The 15,407-nt window shown below is 42.3% G+C and carries 19 protein-coding genes; all 19 read left to right on the forward strand.

What is annotated here, in order from left to right; all coding sequences use genetic code 11:
* Positions 1-12: 12 nt before the first annotated feature.
* The 19 genes from BV11031_RS21885 (at position 13) to cccB (ending at position 15,327) form a co-directional block, all read left to right on the forward strand.
* Positions 13-432 carry a TIGR03826 family flagellar region protein gene (locus BV11031_RS21885; RefSeq protein WP_010328775.1) on the forward strand — a complete coding sequence of 140 codons (420 nt, stop codon included), beginning with the start codon at positions 13-15 and terminating at the stop codon, positions 430-432.
* A gap of 79 nt (positions 433-511) precedes the next feature.
* Positions 512-778, forward strand: a complete 267-nt coding sequence (gene flgM, locus BV11031_RS21890) for a flagellar biosynthesis anti-sigma factor FlgM (RefSeq protein WP_010328774.1) — start codon at positions 512-514, stop codon at positions 776-778.
* Positions 779-792: 14 nt separating this feature from the next.
* A complete protein-coding gene (gene flgN / locus BV11031_RS21895) occupies positions 793-1,275 on the forward strand; it encodes a flagellar protein FlgN (RefSeq protein WP_010328773.1) in 483 nt (160 codons plus the stop codon).
* Between the two features lie 18 nt (positions 1,276-1,293).
* On the forward strand, positions 1,294-2,817 hold the full coding sequence (gene flgK / locus BV11031_RS21900; RefSeq protein ID WP_010328772.1) for a flagellar hook-associated protein FlgK: 1,524 nt from the start codon (positions 1,294-1,296) through the stop codon (positions 2,815-2,817).
* 9 nt (positions 2,818-2,826) lie between these two features.
* Entirely contained in the window at positions 2,827-3,723 is an 897-nt protein-coding gene (gene flgL / locus BV11031_RS21905; RefSeq protein WP_010328771.1) for a flagellar hook-associated protein FlgL, read from the forward strand.
* A 46-nt stretch (positions 3,724-3,769) separates the two neighbouring features.
* Positions 3,770-4,345 carry a DUF6470 family protein gene (locus tag BV11031_RS21910; RefSeq protein ID WP_010328770.1) on the forward strand — a complete coding sequence of 192 codons (576 nt, stop codon included), beginning with the start codon at positions 3,770-3,772 and terminating at the stop codon, positions 4,343-4,345.
* A gap of 20 nt (positions 4,346-4,365) precedes the next feature.
* On the forward strand, positions 4,366-4,797 hold the full coding sequence (fliW, locus tag BV11031_RS21915; RefSeq protein ID WP_010328769.1) for a flagellar assembly protein FliW: 432 nt from the start codon (positions 4,366-4,368) through the stop codon (positions 4,795-4,797).
* Positions 4,791-5,015: a carbon storage regulator CsrA gene (gene csrA / locus BV11031_RS21920; protein ID WP_010328768.1), complete on the forward strand. Its 225-nt coding sequence runs from the start codon at positions 4,791-4,793 to the stop codon at positions 5,013-5,015. Before fliW ends, csrA begins: the two co-directional genes overlap by 7 nt.
* 143 nt (positions 5,016-5,158) lie before the next feature.
* Positions 5,159-6,073 carry a flagellin Hag gene (gene hag, locus BV11031_RS21925; protein WP_010328767.1) on the forward strand — a complete coding sequence of 305 codons (915 nt, stop codon included), beginning with the start codon at positions 5,159-5,161 and terminating at the stop codon, positions 6,071-6,073.
* 231 nt (positions 6,074-6,304) lie between these two features.
* Positions 6,305-6,634, forward strand: coding sequence for a flagellar protein FlaG (flaG, locus tag BV11031_RS21930; RefSeq protein WP_010328766.1), 330 nt, complete (start codon positions 6,305-6,307; stop codon positions 6,632-6,634).
* Positions 6,635-6,650: 16 nt separating this feature from the next.
* The gene (locus BV11031_RS21935; protein WP_010328765.1) at positions 6,651-8,147 is read left to right on the forward strand and encodes a flagellar hook-associated protein 2; all 1,497 of its coding nucleotides are present in this window, start codon (positions 6,651-6,653) and stop codon (positions 8,145-8,147) included.
* A 21-nt stretch (positions 8,148-8,168) separates the two neighbouring features.
* The gene (gene fliS / locus BV11031_RS21940; protein WP_010328764.1) at positions 8,169-8,570 is read left to right on the forward strand and encodes a flagellar export chaperone FliS; all 402 of its coding nucleotides are present in this window, start codon (positions 8,169-8,171) and stop codon (positions 8,568-8,570) included.
* Entirely contained in the window at positions 8,567-8,908 is a 342-nt protein-coding gene (gene fliT / locus BV11031_RS21945; RefSeq protein ID WP_010328763.1) for a flagellar protein FliT, read from the forward strand. The genes fliS and fliT overlap by 4 nt, the downstream gene beginning before the upstream one ends.
* A 9-nt stretch (positions 8,909-8,917) precedes the next feature.
* Complete coding sequence (locus BV11031_RS21950) at positions 8,918-9,295, forward strand: DUF8042 domain-containing protein (protein ID WP_010328762.1); 378 nt, start codon at positions 8,918-8,920, stop codon at positions 9,293-9,295.
* Positions 9,296-9,490: 195 nt separating this feature from the next.
* Positions 9,491-10,060, forward strand: coding sequence for a ribosome hibernation promotion factor (gene hpf / locus BV11031_RS21955; RefSeq protein ID WP_010328761.1), 570 nt, complete (start codon positions 9,491-9,493; stop codon positions 10,058-10,060).
* 168 nt (positions 10,061-10,228) lie between these two features.
* Positions 10,229-12,754 carry a preprotein translocase subunit SecA gene (gene secA, locus BV11031_RS21960; RefSeq protein ID WP_010328760.1) on the forward strand — a complete coding sequence of 842 codons (2,526 nt, stop codon included), beginning with the start codon at positions 10,229-10,231 and terminating at the stop codon, positions 12,752-12,754.
* Positions 12,755-12,823: 69 nt separating this feature from the next.
* Positions 12,824-13,925, forward strand: a protein-coding gene (prfB, locus tag BV11031_RS21965; protein ID WP_121643378.1) for a peptide chain release factor 2 whose coding sequence is annotated in 2 segments (ribosomal slippage) — positions 12,824-12,895 and positions 12,897-13,925 — 1,101 coding nt in all. Because the reading frame shifts where the segments join, the coding sequence is not laid out codon by codon here.
* 166 nt (positions 13,926-14,091) lie between these two features.
* The gene (locus tag BV11031_RS21970; protein ID WP_010328758.1) at positions 14,092-14,937 is read left to right on the forward strand and encodes a YitT family protein; all 846 of its coding nucleotides are present in this window, start codon (positions 14,092-14,094) and stop codon (positions 14,935-14,937) included.
* A gap of 48 nt (positions 14,938-14,985) precedes the next feature.
* Positions 14,986-15,327: a cytochrome c551 gene (gene cccB, locus BV11031_RS21975; RefSeq protein WP_010328757.1), complete on the forward strand. Its 342-nt coding sequence runs from the start codon at positions 14,986-14,988 to the stop codon at positions 15,325-15,327.
* The last annotated feature ends 80 nt before the right edge of the window (positions 15,328-15,407 follow it).

Genomic DNA, 15,407 nt, shown 5'->3' on the forward strand with positions numbered 1-15,407 from the left:
GGAGAAAAAAAGATGGGAGAACTGGCGAATTGCCCAAAATGCAATGCTTTATTTTTTAAAACAAAGCTGCAAACTGTATGTCAGGCGTGTATTAAGGAAGAAGAAAAATCATTTGAGACTGTATATAAGTTTTTAAGAAAACAGGAAAATCGGAAATCAACTTTGGACCGCATAACAGAGGAAACAGGTGTAGAAGAAGAGCTGATATTGAAATTCATCAGGCAGAAACGGATTCAAATCACTCATCTTCCTAATTTGGCATACCCATGTGAGAGGTGCGGGACATCGATTCGAGAAGGCAAGTTCTGTAAGGCTTGCCAGTCAGATATAAAGGCTCAAATGGATCATTTGGACCATGAAGATGCACTGAAAACCGAGAGGGAAAATAGTAAAAAAGACACGTACTATGCCTATAATACCAAAAACAGCTGATTCCCTAAACTAACTGAAACCGCAGTCGATAAAAGGGTTAGATTGTTTAAAGACTGCAACGGAAAGCGAGAGGAATCCTATGAAAATCAATCAATTTGGAACACAATCCGTTAATCCATACCAAAAAAAATATGAAAAGCAAGCGGTGCAAAAAAATGCTGCACAGCCCCAAGATAAAATTGAGATTTCATCACAGGCTAAAGAAATGCAACATGCATCTGATGCAGTCACTGGTTCGCGCCAGGAAAAAATTGCGCAGCTTAAAGCGCAAATTGAAAACGGGTCATACAAAGTAGACGCTAATCATATAGCGAAAAATATTGTTAACTTTTATAAAAAGCAATAAAAAGGAGAAAGCCCATGTCAGCAAAGCCAATTATTGACCAATTGAAGCGACTTTGCGTTCTTCATGAGCACCTGCTCACGCTGTCTCAGGAAAAGACGGAAGCGCTCAAGGCCGGCAAAACGAAAGAGCTTTCTAACATTTTGACAAAAGAGCAAAAATATATACAAGCAATCGGACAGACAGAAGATGACCGGATCAAAGCAACTTCCGCTTTTCTCGGATACAGTGAAAACAACACCATTTCCGCATGTATCGCCAAAACTTCAGGCAGTGAAAAGGAAGAGCTGGAACAACTATATGAGTCTCTTTCTAACGCTATCGGACGTCTGAAGGAAGTGAATGAGATGAATAGGCAGCTCACAAGAGATGCGCTGCAATTCATTTCAATTTCGTACGATATGCTGGTTCCTAAGGAAAATAACTTCAATTACAGCAAATCAATTAAAGCTGAGCTTCCGAAGAGCAGCCGAATGAAGCTATTTGATTCAAAAGCTTAGCAGAAAGGAATTCAGAACATGACATCTACCTTTATGGGGCTTGAAACTGCAAGGCGGGCGTTAAGCGCTCAGCAAGCAGCGTTAAGCACTACTGCAAATAACGTGGCAAATGCCAATACAGACGGTTATACAAGACAGCGGGTCTCATTGGAAGCAACTGACTATTTTCCTGCTGTATCAAAAAACGCAGAAAAAACCGCGGGACAAATGGGAACGGGCGTTCAAGGCAAGTCAGTTGAGAGAATAAGAGATATCTTTCTTGACTACCAATACCGCCTTCAAAACAACAGTGCCGGTTACTACGACACTAAGGCCAAAGCTTTGTCCCAGATGGAAGGCATCTTAAATGAGATGGATGAAAGCGGCTTAAACAGTGTGCTCAATTCATTTTGGAATTCCCTTCAGGAGTTATCAAACAATACAAACGAAGACAGCGCGCGTTCTGTTGTTGCTGAAAAAGGAAAAGCTTTAGCAGAAACGTTTAATTACCTTTCTGAATCACTTACAAATGTTCAATCGAACTTAAAAGCGGAGCTAGATACTACTGTATTAGATGTCAATTCTCTGCTTTCTCAATTAAACAGCTTAAATAAGCAAATTGCGCAAGTAGAGCCAGTCGGGCTTCTTCCGAATGGTTTATATGACCAGCGAGATGTGCTGATCGATAAATTATCCTCAATGGTTGATATCAAACTCAGCTATAACAAATCAGGCGGGAATGCACTTGCTTCTGCTGAAGGAACTGTATCAATTGAAATAATTGATAAAAATAAACAGTCGCTGGGAACTGTTTTGGACGGTAAAAATTACGAGGTTTCAGAACTTGCAGCCAATTATGATAATGAAACTGGTTTAGTATCAAGTGTTTCAATCGGAGGCGCTGCTGTACAGGCTGGGTCATTCAGCAGTAAAGGGTCTCTTTTAGGATTTATAGAATCTTACGGATATGTAACAGCAGGCGGCGAAGTAAAGGGCGCATACCCGGATATGCTTTCTGACCTTGATAATATGGCGCTTGAATTCGCTAAAGCTTTCAATGAGGTTCACAAAAATGGTTTGACCAAAAGCGGTGAGCAAGGCGGAGACTTTTTTGATTTTACCGGAGGCGAATCTGAGCCGGCAAAAGGAGCAGCGGGCAAGATTAAAATTGCTGACAGCATATTAGATTCAAAAGGCGCGAACATTGCTTTCTCACTAACTGGCGCAGCCAATGACAATGCAAATGCAACAAAGCTAGCGAATGTTTTAACTGGCGATATTACCATTAATGGCACAAAAACAAGTGTGCTGGATTACTATGCGGGACTGATTGGCGAGCTTGGAATTAAAGCGCAAGAAGCGAATCGGCTCGCGTCTAATACTGAAACACAGCTTAACGACGCCGACATCAACCGTCAGCAAATGAGCGCAGTTTCTTTAGACGAAGAAATGACGAATATGATTCAATTCCAACACGCATACAATGCTGCTGCGAGGATGGTGACTTTACAAGACGAAATCCTTGATAAAGTGATTAACGGCATGGGTGTCGGAGGAAGGTAGGTAGATCAAATGAGAGTAACACAGGGCATGATTCAGCAAAACTCATTGAGATATATCGGTTCAAGCTACTCGAAGCTGGATAAACTTCAATCACAGATTTCTTCAGGGAAAAAAATCTCAAAAGCATCCGATGACCCTGTCGTAGCTATGAAAGGCCTAAAATACCATACGCAATTATCCCAGGTTCAGCAATACCAAAGTAATGCTTCTCAAGCTTTTACCTGGCTTGAAAACACAGAAACGAATATTACTGAAGGAATTGACATTTTAACGAAAGTCAAAGACTTGGCTATTCAGGCTAAAAATGACACAAATGGTGAAGATGAGCGGCAAGCGATAGGCGTAGAAGTAAAGCAGTTAAAGGAACAGCTTTTAAAAATTGCGAATACACAAGTAAACGGCAGATATATCTTTAACGGAACGAATTCAGACACGCCTCCGGTTACTGATAACGGAGACGGAACTTATACCATTTCCGATACTGCTGATGTTGTGGTCAATATATCAAATAATATGAATTTAAAAGTGAATTCAGATCCAAAGTCAGCTTTTGGGGGCACGTCTGAAAGCGGACAGAATGTATTTGAAATGCTTGACTCATTTGAGCAAGCACTTAGTACGGGTTCAATCGATGGCATGGACAATGTTTTAGAGGATATTGATCAATTTTCTAACGGCATGAGTGCTGAACGCTCTGATCTCGGAGCTAGATATAATCGTCTTGAACTGATTAATACTAGGCTTTCAGCTCAAGAAGAAACAGCAACAAAAGTGTTGTCTGATAATGAAGATGTAGAACTGGAAAAAGTAATAACAGAATTTATTGCGCAGCAAAGCGTGCATAGGGCTACCCTTGCTGTAAATGCGCAAATTGTTCAGCCTACATTGATTGACTTTTTAAAGTAAGCGGCTCTCAGGAGTTCGCTTTTTTTATAGTTTAGGAGGTAGAATGATGCAAATTCCCAGATTGATTATGCACAGTGTTCAAGGGAAAATTGGTTTAACGACGACGCCCGCCACCTTAAAAATGGAGCAGCCGCAAGCCGATCTCGAAATTGAACAGCCAAGCGCGGAAATGGAAATATCGGTTACGTCTGGAAAACTCACGATTGACCAAACGCAAGCATGGGAAGAATTAGACAGAAAGCATGTTTTCAAAAGAATTGAAGAAGCCGCACAACAAGGGCAGGAGGATGTAATGGCGGGAATAGCTCGAACTGTAGAAGAAGGAGAGGAGCTTATGAGAATTGAAAACAAAGGGAATCCAATTGCTTCACAAGCAAAGAGGAACTCTGAAATGCAACAAATTCAATTAGGCGAACATTATGTCCCGTCTCTTTCAAGAGTGAAAATCCAATATACCCCGTCACAGCTTGATATTCAGATTACGCCTCAAAAGCCTGTCATTCAGGCTGAACCGAATAAGCCAATTGTGGATTATACGCCGGGGAACGTTAAGGTTGACATGCTGCAATACCCTGATTTAAAAATAGATGTAGAATACCCGAAAGAATCATTCGAAAAGTAAACAGAAAAGGATCGTGAACAATGATCATTCAAACGAAGTACCATGGCCAAATGAACGTAAAAGAAGAACAAATTATTCTTTTTGAAAGCGGGATTCCAGGCTTTTTAGAAGAAAAACAGTTCGTTATTCTTCCGCTGTCAGAAGACTCTCCATTTGTGGCGCTGCAGTCCGTCACTTCAGAAAATCTTGCGTTCATCGTTGTCAGTCCGTTCATCTTTTTTAAGAACTATGAATTTGACCTTGATGCATCAACCGCCGAACTTTTGGCTATTGATAACATTGAAGACGTGGAAGTCATGGCCATATTGACCATGGCTGAGCCGTTCGAAAAATCGACTGCCAATTTATTGGCTCCCATTATTGTGAACCGCAAGAACATGAAGGCTAAGCAAGTCGTTTTACACGACTCCTCATATACGACAAAGCATCCGATTGGAGGAGAATCATGCTAGTTTTATCGCGGAAAATAAACGAAGCGATTCAAATAGGTGCTGATATTGAAGTGAAAGTCATTTCGATTGAAGGTGATCAAGTGAAGCTGGGAATTGAAGCCCCAAAGCATATTGATATTCACCGAAAAGAAATATACTTAACCATTCAGGAAGAAAACAACCGCGCGGCAGCGTTATCCAGCGATGTCATCTCCGCATTATCCTCACAAAAAAAGTGAGGATTTTTTTATTTTTCTATTAACAAAATCAGAGACAATCCGATATTAATGATGTAGCCGGGAGGAGACGCAAAAGACTCCGCCAGTTATAAAAAATGAGGCACAAGGACGTGCCAAAAACATATTCAGGGAGGAACAAAACAATGAGAATTAACCACAATATCGCAGCGCTTAACACACTGAACCGTTTGTCTTCAAACAACGGTGCGAGCCAAAAGAACATGGAGAAACTTTCTTCAGGTCTTCGTATTAACCGTGCTGGAGATGACGCAGCAGGTCTTGCGATCTCTGAAAAAATGAGAGGACAAATCAGAGGTTTAGAAATGGCTTCTAAAAACTCTCAAGACGGAATCTCTCTTATCCAAACAGCTGAGGGTGCATTAACCGAAACTCACTCAATCCTTCAACGTGTTCGTGAACTAGTTGTTCAAGCAGGAAACACGGGTACTCAAGATGGTACTGATCTTCAAGCGATCCAAGACGAAATTGACTCTCTAGTTGAGGAAATTGGTGGAGGAACTAACGCTAACGGTATCTCTGACCGTACCGAGTTTAACGGAAAAAGTCTTCTTAACGGAGATTTCAGCTCTGCAAGCGGAAATAAATTAACTTTCCAAATTGGTGCTAACGGAGGACAACAGCTTTCTGTTAATATCGAAAGCATGGCTGCTACAGCTATCGGTGCTGTAGATGGTACAGGTGCTCTTGTAGCAGGAGAAGCAGTTTCTGACATTGATGTAACTCAATTTGCTACTAACGATGCTACTGTTGCAACTGTAGGATTCAATGCTCAGTTAAAAATTGTTGATGATGCGATCAATACAGTTTCAAAACAACGCTCTGAATTAGGTGCGGTACAAAACCGTCTTGAGCACACAATCAACAACTTGAGCGCTTCTGGTGAAAACTTGACAGCTGCTGAGTCTCGTATCCGTGACGTTGACATGGCGAAAGAAATGAGCGAGTTCACAAAGAACAACATTCTTTCTCAAGCTTCTCAAGCAATGCTTGCTCAAGCGAACCAACAGCCGCAAAACGTACTTCAATTATTACGTTAATTTTAAAAGGACCTTGGCATTGCCGGGTCCTTTTTTTATATGTTTAACTCCGAATGATTCCCCTGCTATATATCCCTAACTCATGATATAATAATCGGATTGCCCGCTAGCTTGATAAAAGTATATCTAAATAAGAAATCTAAAACGGATGAGTTTTTTTCCAAAAATATGTGTAATCTTCTCTCTACTCAGTCGATATAAACGGTAGATTGGGACATAGGGGATGATCAATTGAACATTGAAAGGCTCACTACGTTACAACCTGTTTGGGATCGTTATGATACTCAAATACATAATCAAAAAGATCATGAGAGTGAGGTTCCTGTTCAGCAAGTTTCATATACCAATCTCTCTGAAATGGTAGGGGAAATGAACAAGCTTTTGGAACCTTCGCAAGTTCACCTGAAGTTTGAGCTTCACGAAGAGTTAAATGAATACTATGTAAAGGTAATAGAGGACTCTACAAATGAAGTCATCCGCGAAATTCCGCCAAAACAGTGGCTTGATTTTTATGCGGCTATGACTGAATTTCTTGGGTTGTTTGTAGATGAAAAAAAGTAGATGAGGAGTGTTTGAAATGGTCATGAGAATAACAGGTTTGGCGTCAGGAATGGATATAGATGATATCGTCTCAAAGCTGATGCAGACAGAAAGAGCGCCGCTTGACAGGCTGACGCAAAAAAAGCAGACGCTTGAATGGCAGCGTGACAGCTATCGGGAAGTAAATACTAAAATAAAAGAATTGCAAGATTATATGTCTAAAAATACGCTGACATATCCGAGTACGTATCAGAGCAAAACTGTGACTAGCTCAAACGAGTCTGTGTTAACTGCTACAGGAAGTTCAACTGCGCCAAATGCGTCTTCTACTGTTGAAGTAGCGAGCTTGGCAACTTCAGCAACGTATAAGGCCGATAATTATGCGGGATACACTCAAGGTGACTATAATTTGGCATTTAATGTTGTTGCGCCTGGCGAAACAACGGCAAAAACCGTCAACATCAGTGTGACGAGTGCTGATACGATTGATAATGTGATATCTAAAATTAACAAATCTGATCTTGGAGTATCAGCCTTTAAAGATAAAATTTGGAATGGTACCGAGTATGTAGAAACGATTGCGTTTTCTTCTAAAGCAACAGGCGCAGGAGGCAGCATACAGGCAGCAGACTCAGCTACAGCCGACTTTATGTCCGGCCAGCTTGGTTTTTCTTTAGACGCTGATAATAAGCTCATTGCATACAAAGAAGGAACAAATGCAAAAGTCACAATCGATGGCTTTGAAATGGAGAAGCTGTCAAACAACTTTACGGTTAACGGAGTTACCTACTCGCTCAAAAATACAACAGCAACCACAGGCCCTGTTACTACATCTGTTTCTACTGATGTGGACGGGATTTATAACCAAATTAAAGAGTTTGTAGATAAATACAATGAATTGGTTGACAGCTTGAATGAAAAGCTGCACGAAGAAAAATACAGAGACTATACTCCGTTGACGAGTGAACAAAAAGAAGCAATGTCCGATAAAGAAGTCGAACTCTGGGAAGAGAAGGCAAAAAGCGGTTTACTGAGAAATGATACCAGTATAAGCACGGGTACGAACCAAATGAGAACCGATTTTTATTCTCAAGTAACGGCTGATGGAAAAACGCATCAATTGACTGAGTTTGGCATCACCACTTCAAGCACTTATCAATTGCGGGGACATTTAGAGATTGATGAAAAAAAACTAAAGGCAAAAATACAAGAAGATCCGCAAAGTGTTGCCGCTTTATTTACAAACGGGACGAACAGCAGCCCTTATAGTGAAAAAGGAATTATGAAACGTATCGGTGACACACTGAAAAGCACAGTGAAAAGCATTGAAGCAAAAGCCGGTAACTCGACAATGGGCACCACTGACTACTCAATCGGTAAAAATTTAAATACAATCAGCACGAATATTATTAAAATGCAGGACCGATTGAATACCATTGAAACCCGCTACTATAAAAAATTTAGTGCAATGGATTCTGCGATTCAAAAAATGAATGAACAAGCGTCCTATTTATCACAGCTTCTTGTACAATAAAAGTAATTTGGAGGATGACACATGGCGATCCAAAATCCTTATACAGCTTATCAGCAAAATTCAGTGAATACCGCTACACCCGGTGAACTGACGCTAATGCTGTATAATGGCTGTTTGAAATTTATAAGACTTGCATCCCAGGCTATCGAGAATGATGATATGGAACGTAAAAATGAGAATCTGATTAAAGCGCAAAATATCATACAGGAATTAAATTTCACACTGAACCGTAACATCGAGCTTTCCAATTCCATGGGCGCGATGTACGACTATATGTATCGTAGATTGGTGCAGGCAAATATCAATAGTGATATGAGCATGCTGGCTGAGGTTGAAGGCTATGTAACAGATTTTCGCGATGCATGGAAACAAGCCATTCAAAGTGAACGGAAGGACCGGCACGGATCAGGCGGAATGGCATGAACAACATAGATCGACTATACACTGAGACGAAGAGTATGCTGTCACACATACAAGATACACCGGAAAGCGATGAACTTTTAACGGAAATCGAAGACTTTGTGGCTAAACGGGCAGAACTTATTCAGGAGATCTCTCCGCCGCTTTCAGAAGAAGAACGGAAGCAGATGAAACTGATTCTGACATGGGATCAGCTTATTGTGAATGAAATGGGAAGACTTAAGCAGTCGATCGCAGACGAGCTCCAGCAAGTGAAAAGAAAACGGACGATGCATACGACGTATTTAAATCCTTATAACAACATCACGATAGACGGCAGATATTATGACAAGCGTAAATAGGTGAGTGCCGTGAAGAGCATTGAAGATTATACGCTTTTATCAGCTTATTATCATCTTCTTTTTACCATTGAAGAAGGGCTGTGTTATTTGATAGAGGCTGAACAGAATTTATCAAAAACAGAAGGGGATCGGATCTACCAAGATCTGATCCAAGCCTTTTTTTATTTGGATTCATCACATTCAACCCTTCTTTTTATTATGAATACGGGATGTGCTGAATGTAGTATTAAAGCATTTGACGAAATTTTTGCGGAGTTTGACCAATTGGTTTCTTTCTCTTTTCCCTCTCATGAGTTTTTCGAGTATTTAAAAGAACATTTTCTGATTCACTATAGACAATGGATGCTGTCCATTCATCAATGTATGGAGCCCTTTGTCATCAATTAATTTAGGCGAGGGTGAGGTATTTGTTTCTTATAATCAGCATATACATATACCTCAAAACCGCCCATAACAGCAGCATATAAAACATCATTCGACAAAGTTCACTGAATTTTCACAAAAAAGTTACGTTTGGGCAGGGATTGTGAAGGGTAAAGGAGAAATAGATACATATCCTTAATAAAAGGGAGGCGTTCTTTGATGAACTATAACATCAGAGGAGAAAATATTGAAGTGACACCCGCGTTAAAGGATCATGTCGAGAAGAAAATCGGCAAGCTGGAGCGTTATTTTGACCATAGCGTGAATGCCGATGTGAACGTCAACTTGAAGTTTTACAATGACAAGGAGTCTAAAGTTGAGGTTACGATTCCGATGATAGATCTGGCGCTTCGGTCTGAGGTGCATAACGAGGATATGTACAACGCAATTGATCTCGCAACAAACAAACTGGAACGTCAAATCCGTAAGCATAAAACGAAAGTAAACCGCAAATTCCGTGAGCAGGGCTCTCCAAAATATCTATTAGCGAATGGTCTCGGCTCTGATACAGATATCGCGGTTCAGGATGAAATAGAAGACGAGGATAGCTTGGACATTGTCCGTCAGAAACGATTTAATTTAAAACCGATGGACAGTGAAGAAGCAATCTTGCAAATGAATATGCTTGGCCACAATTTCTTTGTTTTCACCAATGCGGAAACAAACCTTACAAATGTTGTATACCGCAGAAATGATGGGAAATATGGCTTGATTGAACCGACTGAATAATGAAGAGCAACCTTCCGTGATCGACACGGAAGGTTTTTGTTTTTTCTTATTTGCAAATTCTTTGGAAATAACCCAAGGTATGATATGATAATGAGAGGTATACATGGGCTAGTAAATTATTTATACATGCCTGCACATCAGGCATGTGAAGATAGAGGAGCGTTATAAATGCTTGGAATTTTAAATAAAATGTTTGATCCAACAAAACGTACGCTGAACAGATACGAAAAAGTAGCTAACGATATTGATGCGATTCGCGGAGACTATGAAAATCTCTCTGACGATGCACTGAAACATAAAACGATTGAATTTAAAGAGCGCCTTGAAAAAGGGGAGACAACCGATGATCTTCTTGTTGAAGCATTCGCCGTTGTTCGGGAAGCTTCACGCCGCGTAACCGGCATGTTTCCGTTCAAAGTCCAGCTCATGGGGGGCGTAGCGCTTCATGACGGAAATATCGCGGAAATGAAAACAGGGGAAGGGAAAACGTTAACGTCTACTCTGCCTGTTTATTTAAACGCGTTAACAGGAAAAGGCGTTCACATCGTGACTGTCAACGAATACTTGGCGAGCCGTGATGCTGAGCAAATGGGGAAAATTTTCGAGTTTCTCGGTTTGACTGTCGGCTTGAATTTAAACTCATTGTCAAAAGACGAAAAGCGGGAAGCTTATGCCGCGGACATTACTTACTCCACAAACAACGAGCTTGGCTTCGACTATTTGCGTGACAATATGGTTCTTTATAAAGAGCAGATGGTTCAGCGCCCGCTTCATTTTGCGGTAATAGATGAAGTTGACTCTATTTTAATTGATGAAGCAAGAACGCCGCTTATCATTTCTGGACAAGCTGCAAAATCCACTAAGCTGTACGTACAGGCAAATGCTTTTGTCCGCACATTAAAAGCAGAGAAGGATTATACGTTTGATATCAAAACAAAGGGTGTACAGCTGACTGAGGAAGGAATGACGAAAGCGGAAAAAGCGTTCGGCATTGATAACCTGTTTGATGTGAAGCATGTCGCGCTCAACCACCATATCAACCAGTCCCTAAAAGCACACGCTGCGATGCAGAAGGACGTTGACTACGTTGTAGAAGACGGACAGGTTGTTATTGTTGATTCGTTTACGGGACGCCTGATGAAAGGCCGCCGCTACAGCGAAGGCCTTCACCAAGCGATTGAAGCGAAGGAAGGGCTTGAGATTCAGAACGAAAGCATGACCTTGGCGACAATTACGTTCCAAAACTACTTCCGCATGTATGAAAAACTTGCCGGTATGACAGGTACGGCTAAGACAGAGGAAGAGGAATTCCGCAACATCTATAACATGCAGGTTGTCACGATCCCTACTAACAAGCCTGTTATCCGTGACGACCGTCCGGATTTAATTTACCGTTCGATGGAAGGGAAGTTTAAGGCCGTTGCGGAGGATGTCGCACAGCGTTACATGACGGGACAGCCTGTTCTTGTCGGTACGGTTGCGGTTGAAACATCTGAACTGATTTCTAAGCTGCTCAAAAACAAAGGGATTCCGCATCAAGTGTTAAACGCCAAAAACCATGAACGTGAAGCGCAGATTATTGAAGAGGCCGGCCAAAAAGGAGCAATTACGATTGCGACAAACATGGCGGGACGCGGTACGGACATTAAGCTTGGCGAAGGCGTAAAAGAACTTGGCGGTCTTGCTGTTGTCGGAACGGAACGACATGAATCACGCCGGATCGACAATCAGCTGCGGGGGCGTTCTGGACGTCAGGGAGACCCGGGGATTACCCAATTTTATCTTTCTATGGAAGATGAATTGATGCGCAGATTCGGAGCTGAGCGGACAATGGCGATGCTTGACCGCTTCGGTATGGACGACTCTACTCCAATTCAAAGCAAAATGGTATCCCGCGCGGTTGAATCGTCTCAAAAACGCGTCGAAGGCAATAACTTCGATTCACGTAAACAGCTCCTGCAATATGATGACGTTCTCCGCCAGCAGCGTGAGGTCATTTATAAGCAGCGCTTTGAAGTCATTGATTCTGAAAACTTGCGTGAAATCGTTGAGAATATGATCAAGTCTTCTCTTGAACGTGCTATTGCAGCTTATACGCCAAGAGAAGAGCTTCCTGAGGAGTGGAAGCTTGACGGTCTTGTTGAGCTTGTCAACACGACTTATCTTGATGAAGGCAAGCTTGAGAAAAGCGACATCTTCGGCAAAGAGCCGGATGAAATGCATGAGCTCATTATGGATCGCATCATGACCAAATATAATGAAAAAGAAGAGGACTTCGGCGAAGAGCAAATGCGTGAATTCGAAAAAGTCATCGTCCTTCGCGCCGTTGATTCAAAATGGATGGATCACATCGACGCAATGGATCAGCTTCGCCAAGGGATTCACCTTCGAGCTTACGCGCAGACAAATCCGCTTCGTGAGTATCAAATGGAAGGCTTTGCGATGTTTGAGAATATGATTGAATCGATCGAGGACGAGGTCGCAAAATTTGTGATGAAAGCTGAGATTGAAAACAATCTGGAGCGTGAAGAGGTTGTACAGGGCCAGACAACGGCTCATCAGCAGCAAGAAGGCGACGACAGCAAAAAAGCAAAAAAAGCACCGGTTCGCAAAGTGGTTGATATCGGCCGAAATGCCCCATGCCACTGCGGAAGCGGAAAAAAATATAAAAATTGCTGCGGCCGGGCTGAGTAATTCGATCGGGCAAGGTTATTGACCGCGGCGCCTGCAGGCGCCCGCGGATCTTTTAATGAGGTGAATGGAATGGAATTATCAGAAATCAGAGCAGAGCTCGAAAATATGGCTTCTCGTTTAGCGGACTTTAGGGGGTCTCTTTGACCTCGAATCAAAGGAGGCCCGCATTGCTGAGCTAGATGAACAAATGTCTGATCCGGAATTCTGGAATGATCAGCAGAAAGCTCAAACGGTCATAAATGAAGCAAACGGTATAAAGGATTATGTCAATTCGTATAAAAAACTGAGTGAATCCCATGAAGAATTGCAAATGACCCACGATCTTTTAAAAGAAGAGCCTGACACTGACCTCCAGCTTGAACTTGAAAAAGAACTAAAATCGCTAACAAAAGAGTTTAATGAGTTTGAGCTTCAGCTTCTTCTCAGTGAGCCGTATGATAAAAATAACGCGATTTTAGAACTGCACCCTGGTGCTGGCGGTACAGAGTCACAGGACTGGGGCTCTATGCTTCTTAGAATGTATACCAGATGGGGAGAACGCCGCGGCTTTAAGGTGGAAACACTCGATTACCTTCCAGGAGATGAGGCGGGAATTAAATCAGTGACTTTACTGATTAAAGGACACAACGCTTACGGTTATCTCAAAGCGGAAAAAGGTGTCCATCGTCTCGTGCGGATTTCGCCGTTTGATTCATCAGGCCGCCGGCACACGTCTTTCGTTTCGTGTGAAGTGATGCCTGAATTTAACGATGAGATTGATATTGATATCCGTACGGAGGATATTAAAGTTGATACGTATCGCGCAAGCGGAGCGGGCGGACAGCACGTCAATACGACGGATTCAGCCGTTCGGATTACGCACTTGCCGACGAATGTGGTTGTGACGTGCCAAACAGAGCGCTCACAAATTAAAAACCGTGAAAGAGCCATGAAAATGCTGAAAGCCAAATTGTATCAGCGCAGAATTGAAGAACAGCAGGCTGAGCTGGATGAAATTCGCGGTGAACAAAAAGAAATCGGCTGGGGCAGCCAAATCCGCTCTTACGTATTCCATCCGTATTCCATGGTGAAAGACCATCGCACCAATACAGAAATGGGGAACGTTCAAGCGGTAATGGACGGAGACATTGATACATTTATCGATGCCTACCTGCGTTCTAAGCTTTCATAAAGCAGAAAAACACGCCTGATGTATGCAGGTGTGTTTTTTATTGCTTCATATCCTTGATTTCACTGCTGCTTTAGCATATTACCACTGCGTTTGGGTGTTATTTACATCTGATCAGGGAAGGATTAAAATGCTATCGGAGAGCATTGGAAGAAACGGAGGATATGCAATGGATTTACGGAATCAAACACTTCGGGTTTTGCGGGATTATGTATATATACTGATAGGAGCAGCGATTACAGCCGTGTCCTTTAATGTATTTTTGCTTCCAAACAAAATTGCCGCCGGCGGTGTCAGTGGAATCAGCACGATTTTGCAGTCATATGGTTTTGAAGCAGCATATGTACAATGGGTGATTAATATCCCTTTATTTATTGCGGGTGTCATTTTGTTAGGCGGAAAGTTTGGGCTTAAAACGCTTGCGGGTTCTGTTTTTTTGCCGCTTGTTGTGTTTTTGACAAGAGATATTCAGCCCGCCACCCATCATGAGCTCCTAGCGGCGATCTTTGGCGGTGTCGGCATCGGTGTCGGAATTGGCATTGTATACTTAGGCAAAGGCTCAACGGGAGGAACGGCCTTGGCTGCACAGATCATTCATAAGTACTCCGGGCTGTCATTGGGGACGTGTCTCGCAATCATTGACGGACTGATTGTCGTTACGGCTATGATCGTATTTAATATTGAGCAAGGCTTATATGCTATGCTTGGCGTCTTTGTGTCCAGCAAAACGATTGATGTCGTTCAAGTCGGCTTTAATCGATCAAAAATGGCGCTCATTATTACAAAGCAGGAGCAGGCAGTCAAGGAAGCCGTTTTACAGAAGATTGACAGAGGCGTGACGAAAATTTCCGCGGTCGGGGGGTATACTGACGATGACCGCCCGATTTTAATGTGCGTGGTTGGGCAAGCGGAATTCACCAAATTGAAACAAATCGTCAAACAGATTGATGAGTCTGCTTTTGTGATCGTAGCAGACGCGAGCGAGGTGCTGGGCGAGGGTTTCAAACGCGCTTAAACGGGGTTATAATATGGGAGAGATCGTAAAGGAGTTGTGCTTCTCAATATGAAATCAAAGTTATCGATATTAATGCTTGGATTTGCGCTTTCTGTTCTGTTGGCTGCCTGCGGTTCAAACGATGCAAAAGAAGAAGAGAAGACAGACACCGGCAGCAAGACTGAAGCCTCTGCATCTGAAGGGGAAGAATTATATCAGCAAAGCTGTGTAGGCTGCCATGGCAAGGATTTAGAAGGTATGTCAGGGCCTAATCTCCAAGAGGTCGGAGGCAAATACGACGAAGACAAAATTGAAAACATTATTAAAAACGGGCGCGGCAATATGCCGAAGGGGCTTGTAGACGATAAGGAAGCCGCCGTTATCGCCAAATGGCTGTCAGAAAAAAAGTAAGATGAGAAAATCTTTGCCTCAGTACAGGCAAGGATTTTTTTATGCCATGACAATATGAATGAAAAGAAACTGTAATAGTA

Source organism: Bacillus vallismortis (genome assembly GCF_004116955.1).
Classification (GTDB): Bacteria; Bacillota; Bacilli; order Bacillales; family Bacillaceae; genus Bacillus; species Bacillus vallismortis.

Excerpts from the sequence above, each read along its gene's own strand:
- BV11031_RS21885 (WP_010328775.1), top strand. The coding sequence starts at position 13 with ATGGGAGAACTGGCGAATTGCCCAAAATGCAATGCTTTATTTTTTAAA.
- flgM (WP_010328774.1), top strand. The coding sequence starts at position 512 with ATGAAAATCAATCAATTTGGAACACAATCCGTTAATCCATACCAAAAA.
- flgN (WP_010328773.1), top strand. The coding sequence starts at position 793 with ATGTCAGCAAAGCCAATTATTGACCAATTGAAGCGACTTTGCGTTCTT.
- flgK (WP_010328772.1), top strand. The coding sequence starts at position 1,294 with ATGACATCTACCTTTATGGGGCTTGAAACTGCAAGGCGGGCGTTAAGC.
- flgL (WP_010328771.1), top strand. The coding sequence starts at position 2,827 with ATGAGAGTAACACAGGGCATGATTCAGCAAAACTCATTGAGATATATC.
- BV11031_RS21910 (WP_010328770.1), top strand. The coding sequence starts at position 3,770 with ATGCAAATTCCCAGATTGATTATGCACAGTGTTCAAGGGAAAATTGGT.
- fliW (WP_010328769.1), top strand. The coding sequence starts at position 4,366 with ATGATCATTCAAACGAAGTACCATGGCCAAATGAACGTAAAAGAAGAA.
- csrA (WP_010328768.1), top strand. The coding sequence starts at position 4,791 with ATGCTAGTTTTATCGCGGAAAATAAACGAAGCGATTCAAATAGGTGCT.
- hag (WP_010328767.1), top strand. The coding sequence starts at position 5,159 with ATGAGAATTAACCACAATATCGCAGCGCTTAACACACTGAACCGTTTG.
- BV11031_RS21935 (WP_010328765.1), top strand. The coding sequence starts at position 6,651 with ATGGTCATGAGAATAACAGGTTTGGCGTCAGGAATGGATATAGATGAT.
- fliS (WP_010328764.1), top strand. The coding sequence starts at position 8,169 with ATGGCGATCCAAAATCCTTATACAGCTTATCAGCAAAATTCAGTGAAT.
- fliT (WP_010328763.1), top strand. The coding sequence starts at position 8,567 with ATGAACAACATAGATCGACTATACACTGAGACGAAGAGTATGCTGTCA.
- hpf (WP_010328761.1), top strand. The coding sequence starts at position 9,491 with ATGAACTATAACATCAGAGGAGAAAATATTGAAGTGACACCCGCGTTA.
- secA (WP_010328760.1), top strand. The coding sequence starts at position 10,229 with ATGCTTGGAATTTTAAATAAAATGTTTGATCCAACAAAACGTACGCTG.
- BV11031_RS21970 (WP_010328758.1), top strand. The coding sequence starts at position 14,092 with ATGGATTTACGGAATCAAACACTTCGGGTTTTGCGGGATTATGTATAT.
- cccB (WP_010328757.1), top strand. The coding sequence starts at position 14,986 with ATGAAATCAAAGTTATCGATATTAATGCTTGGATTTGCGCTTTCTGTT.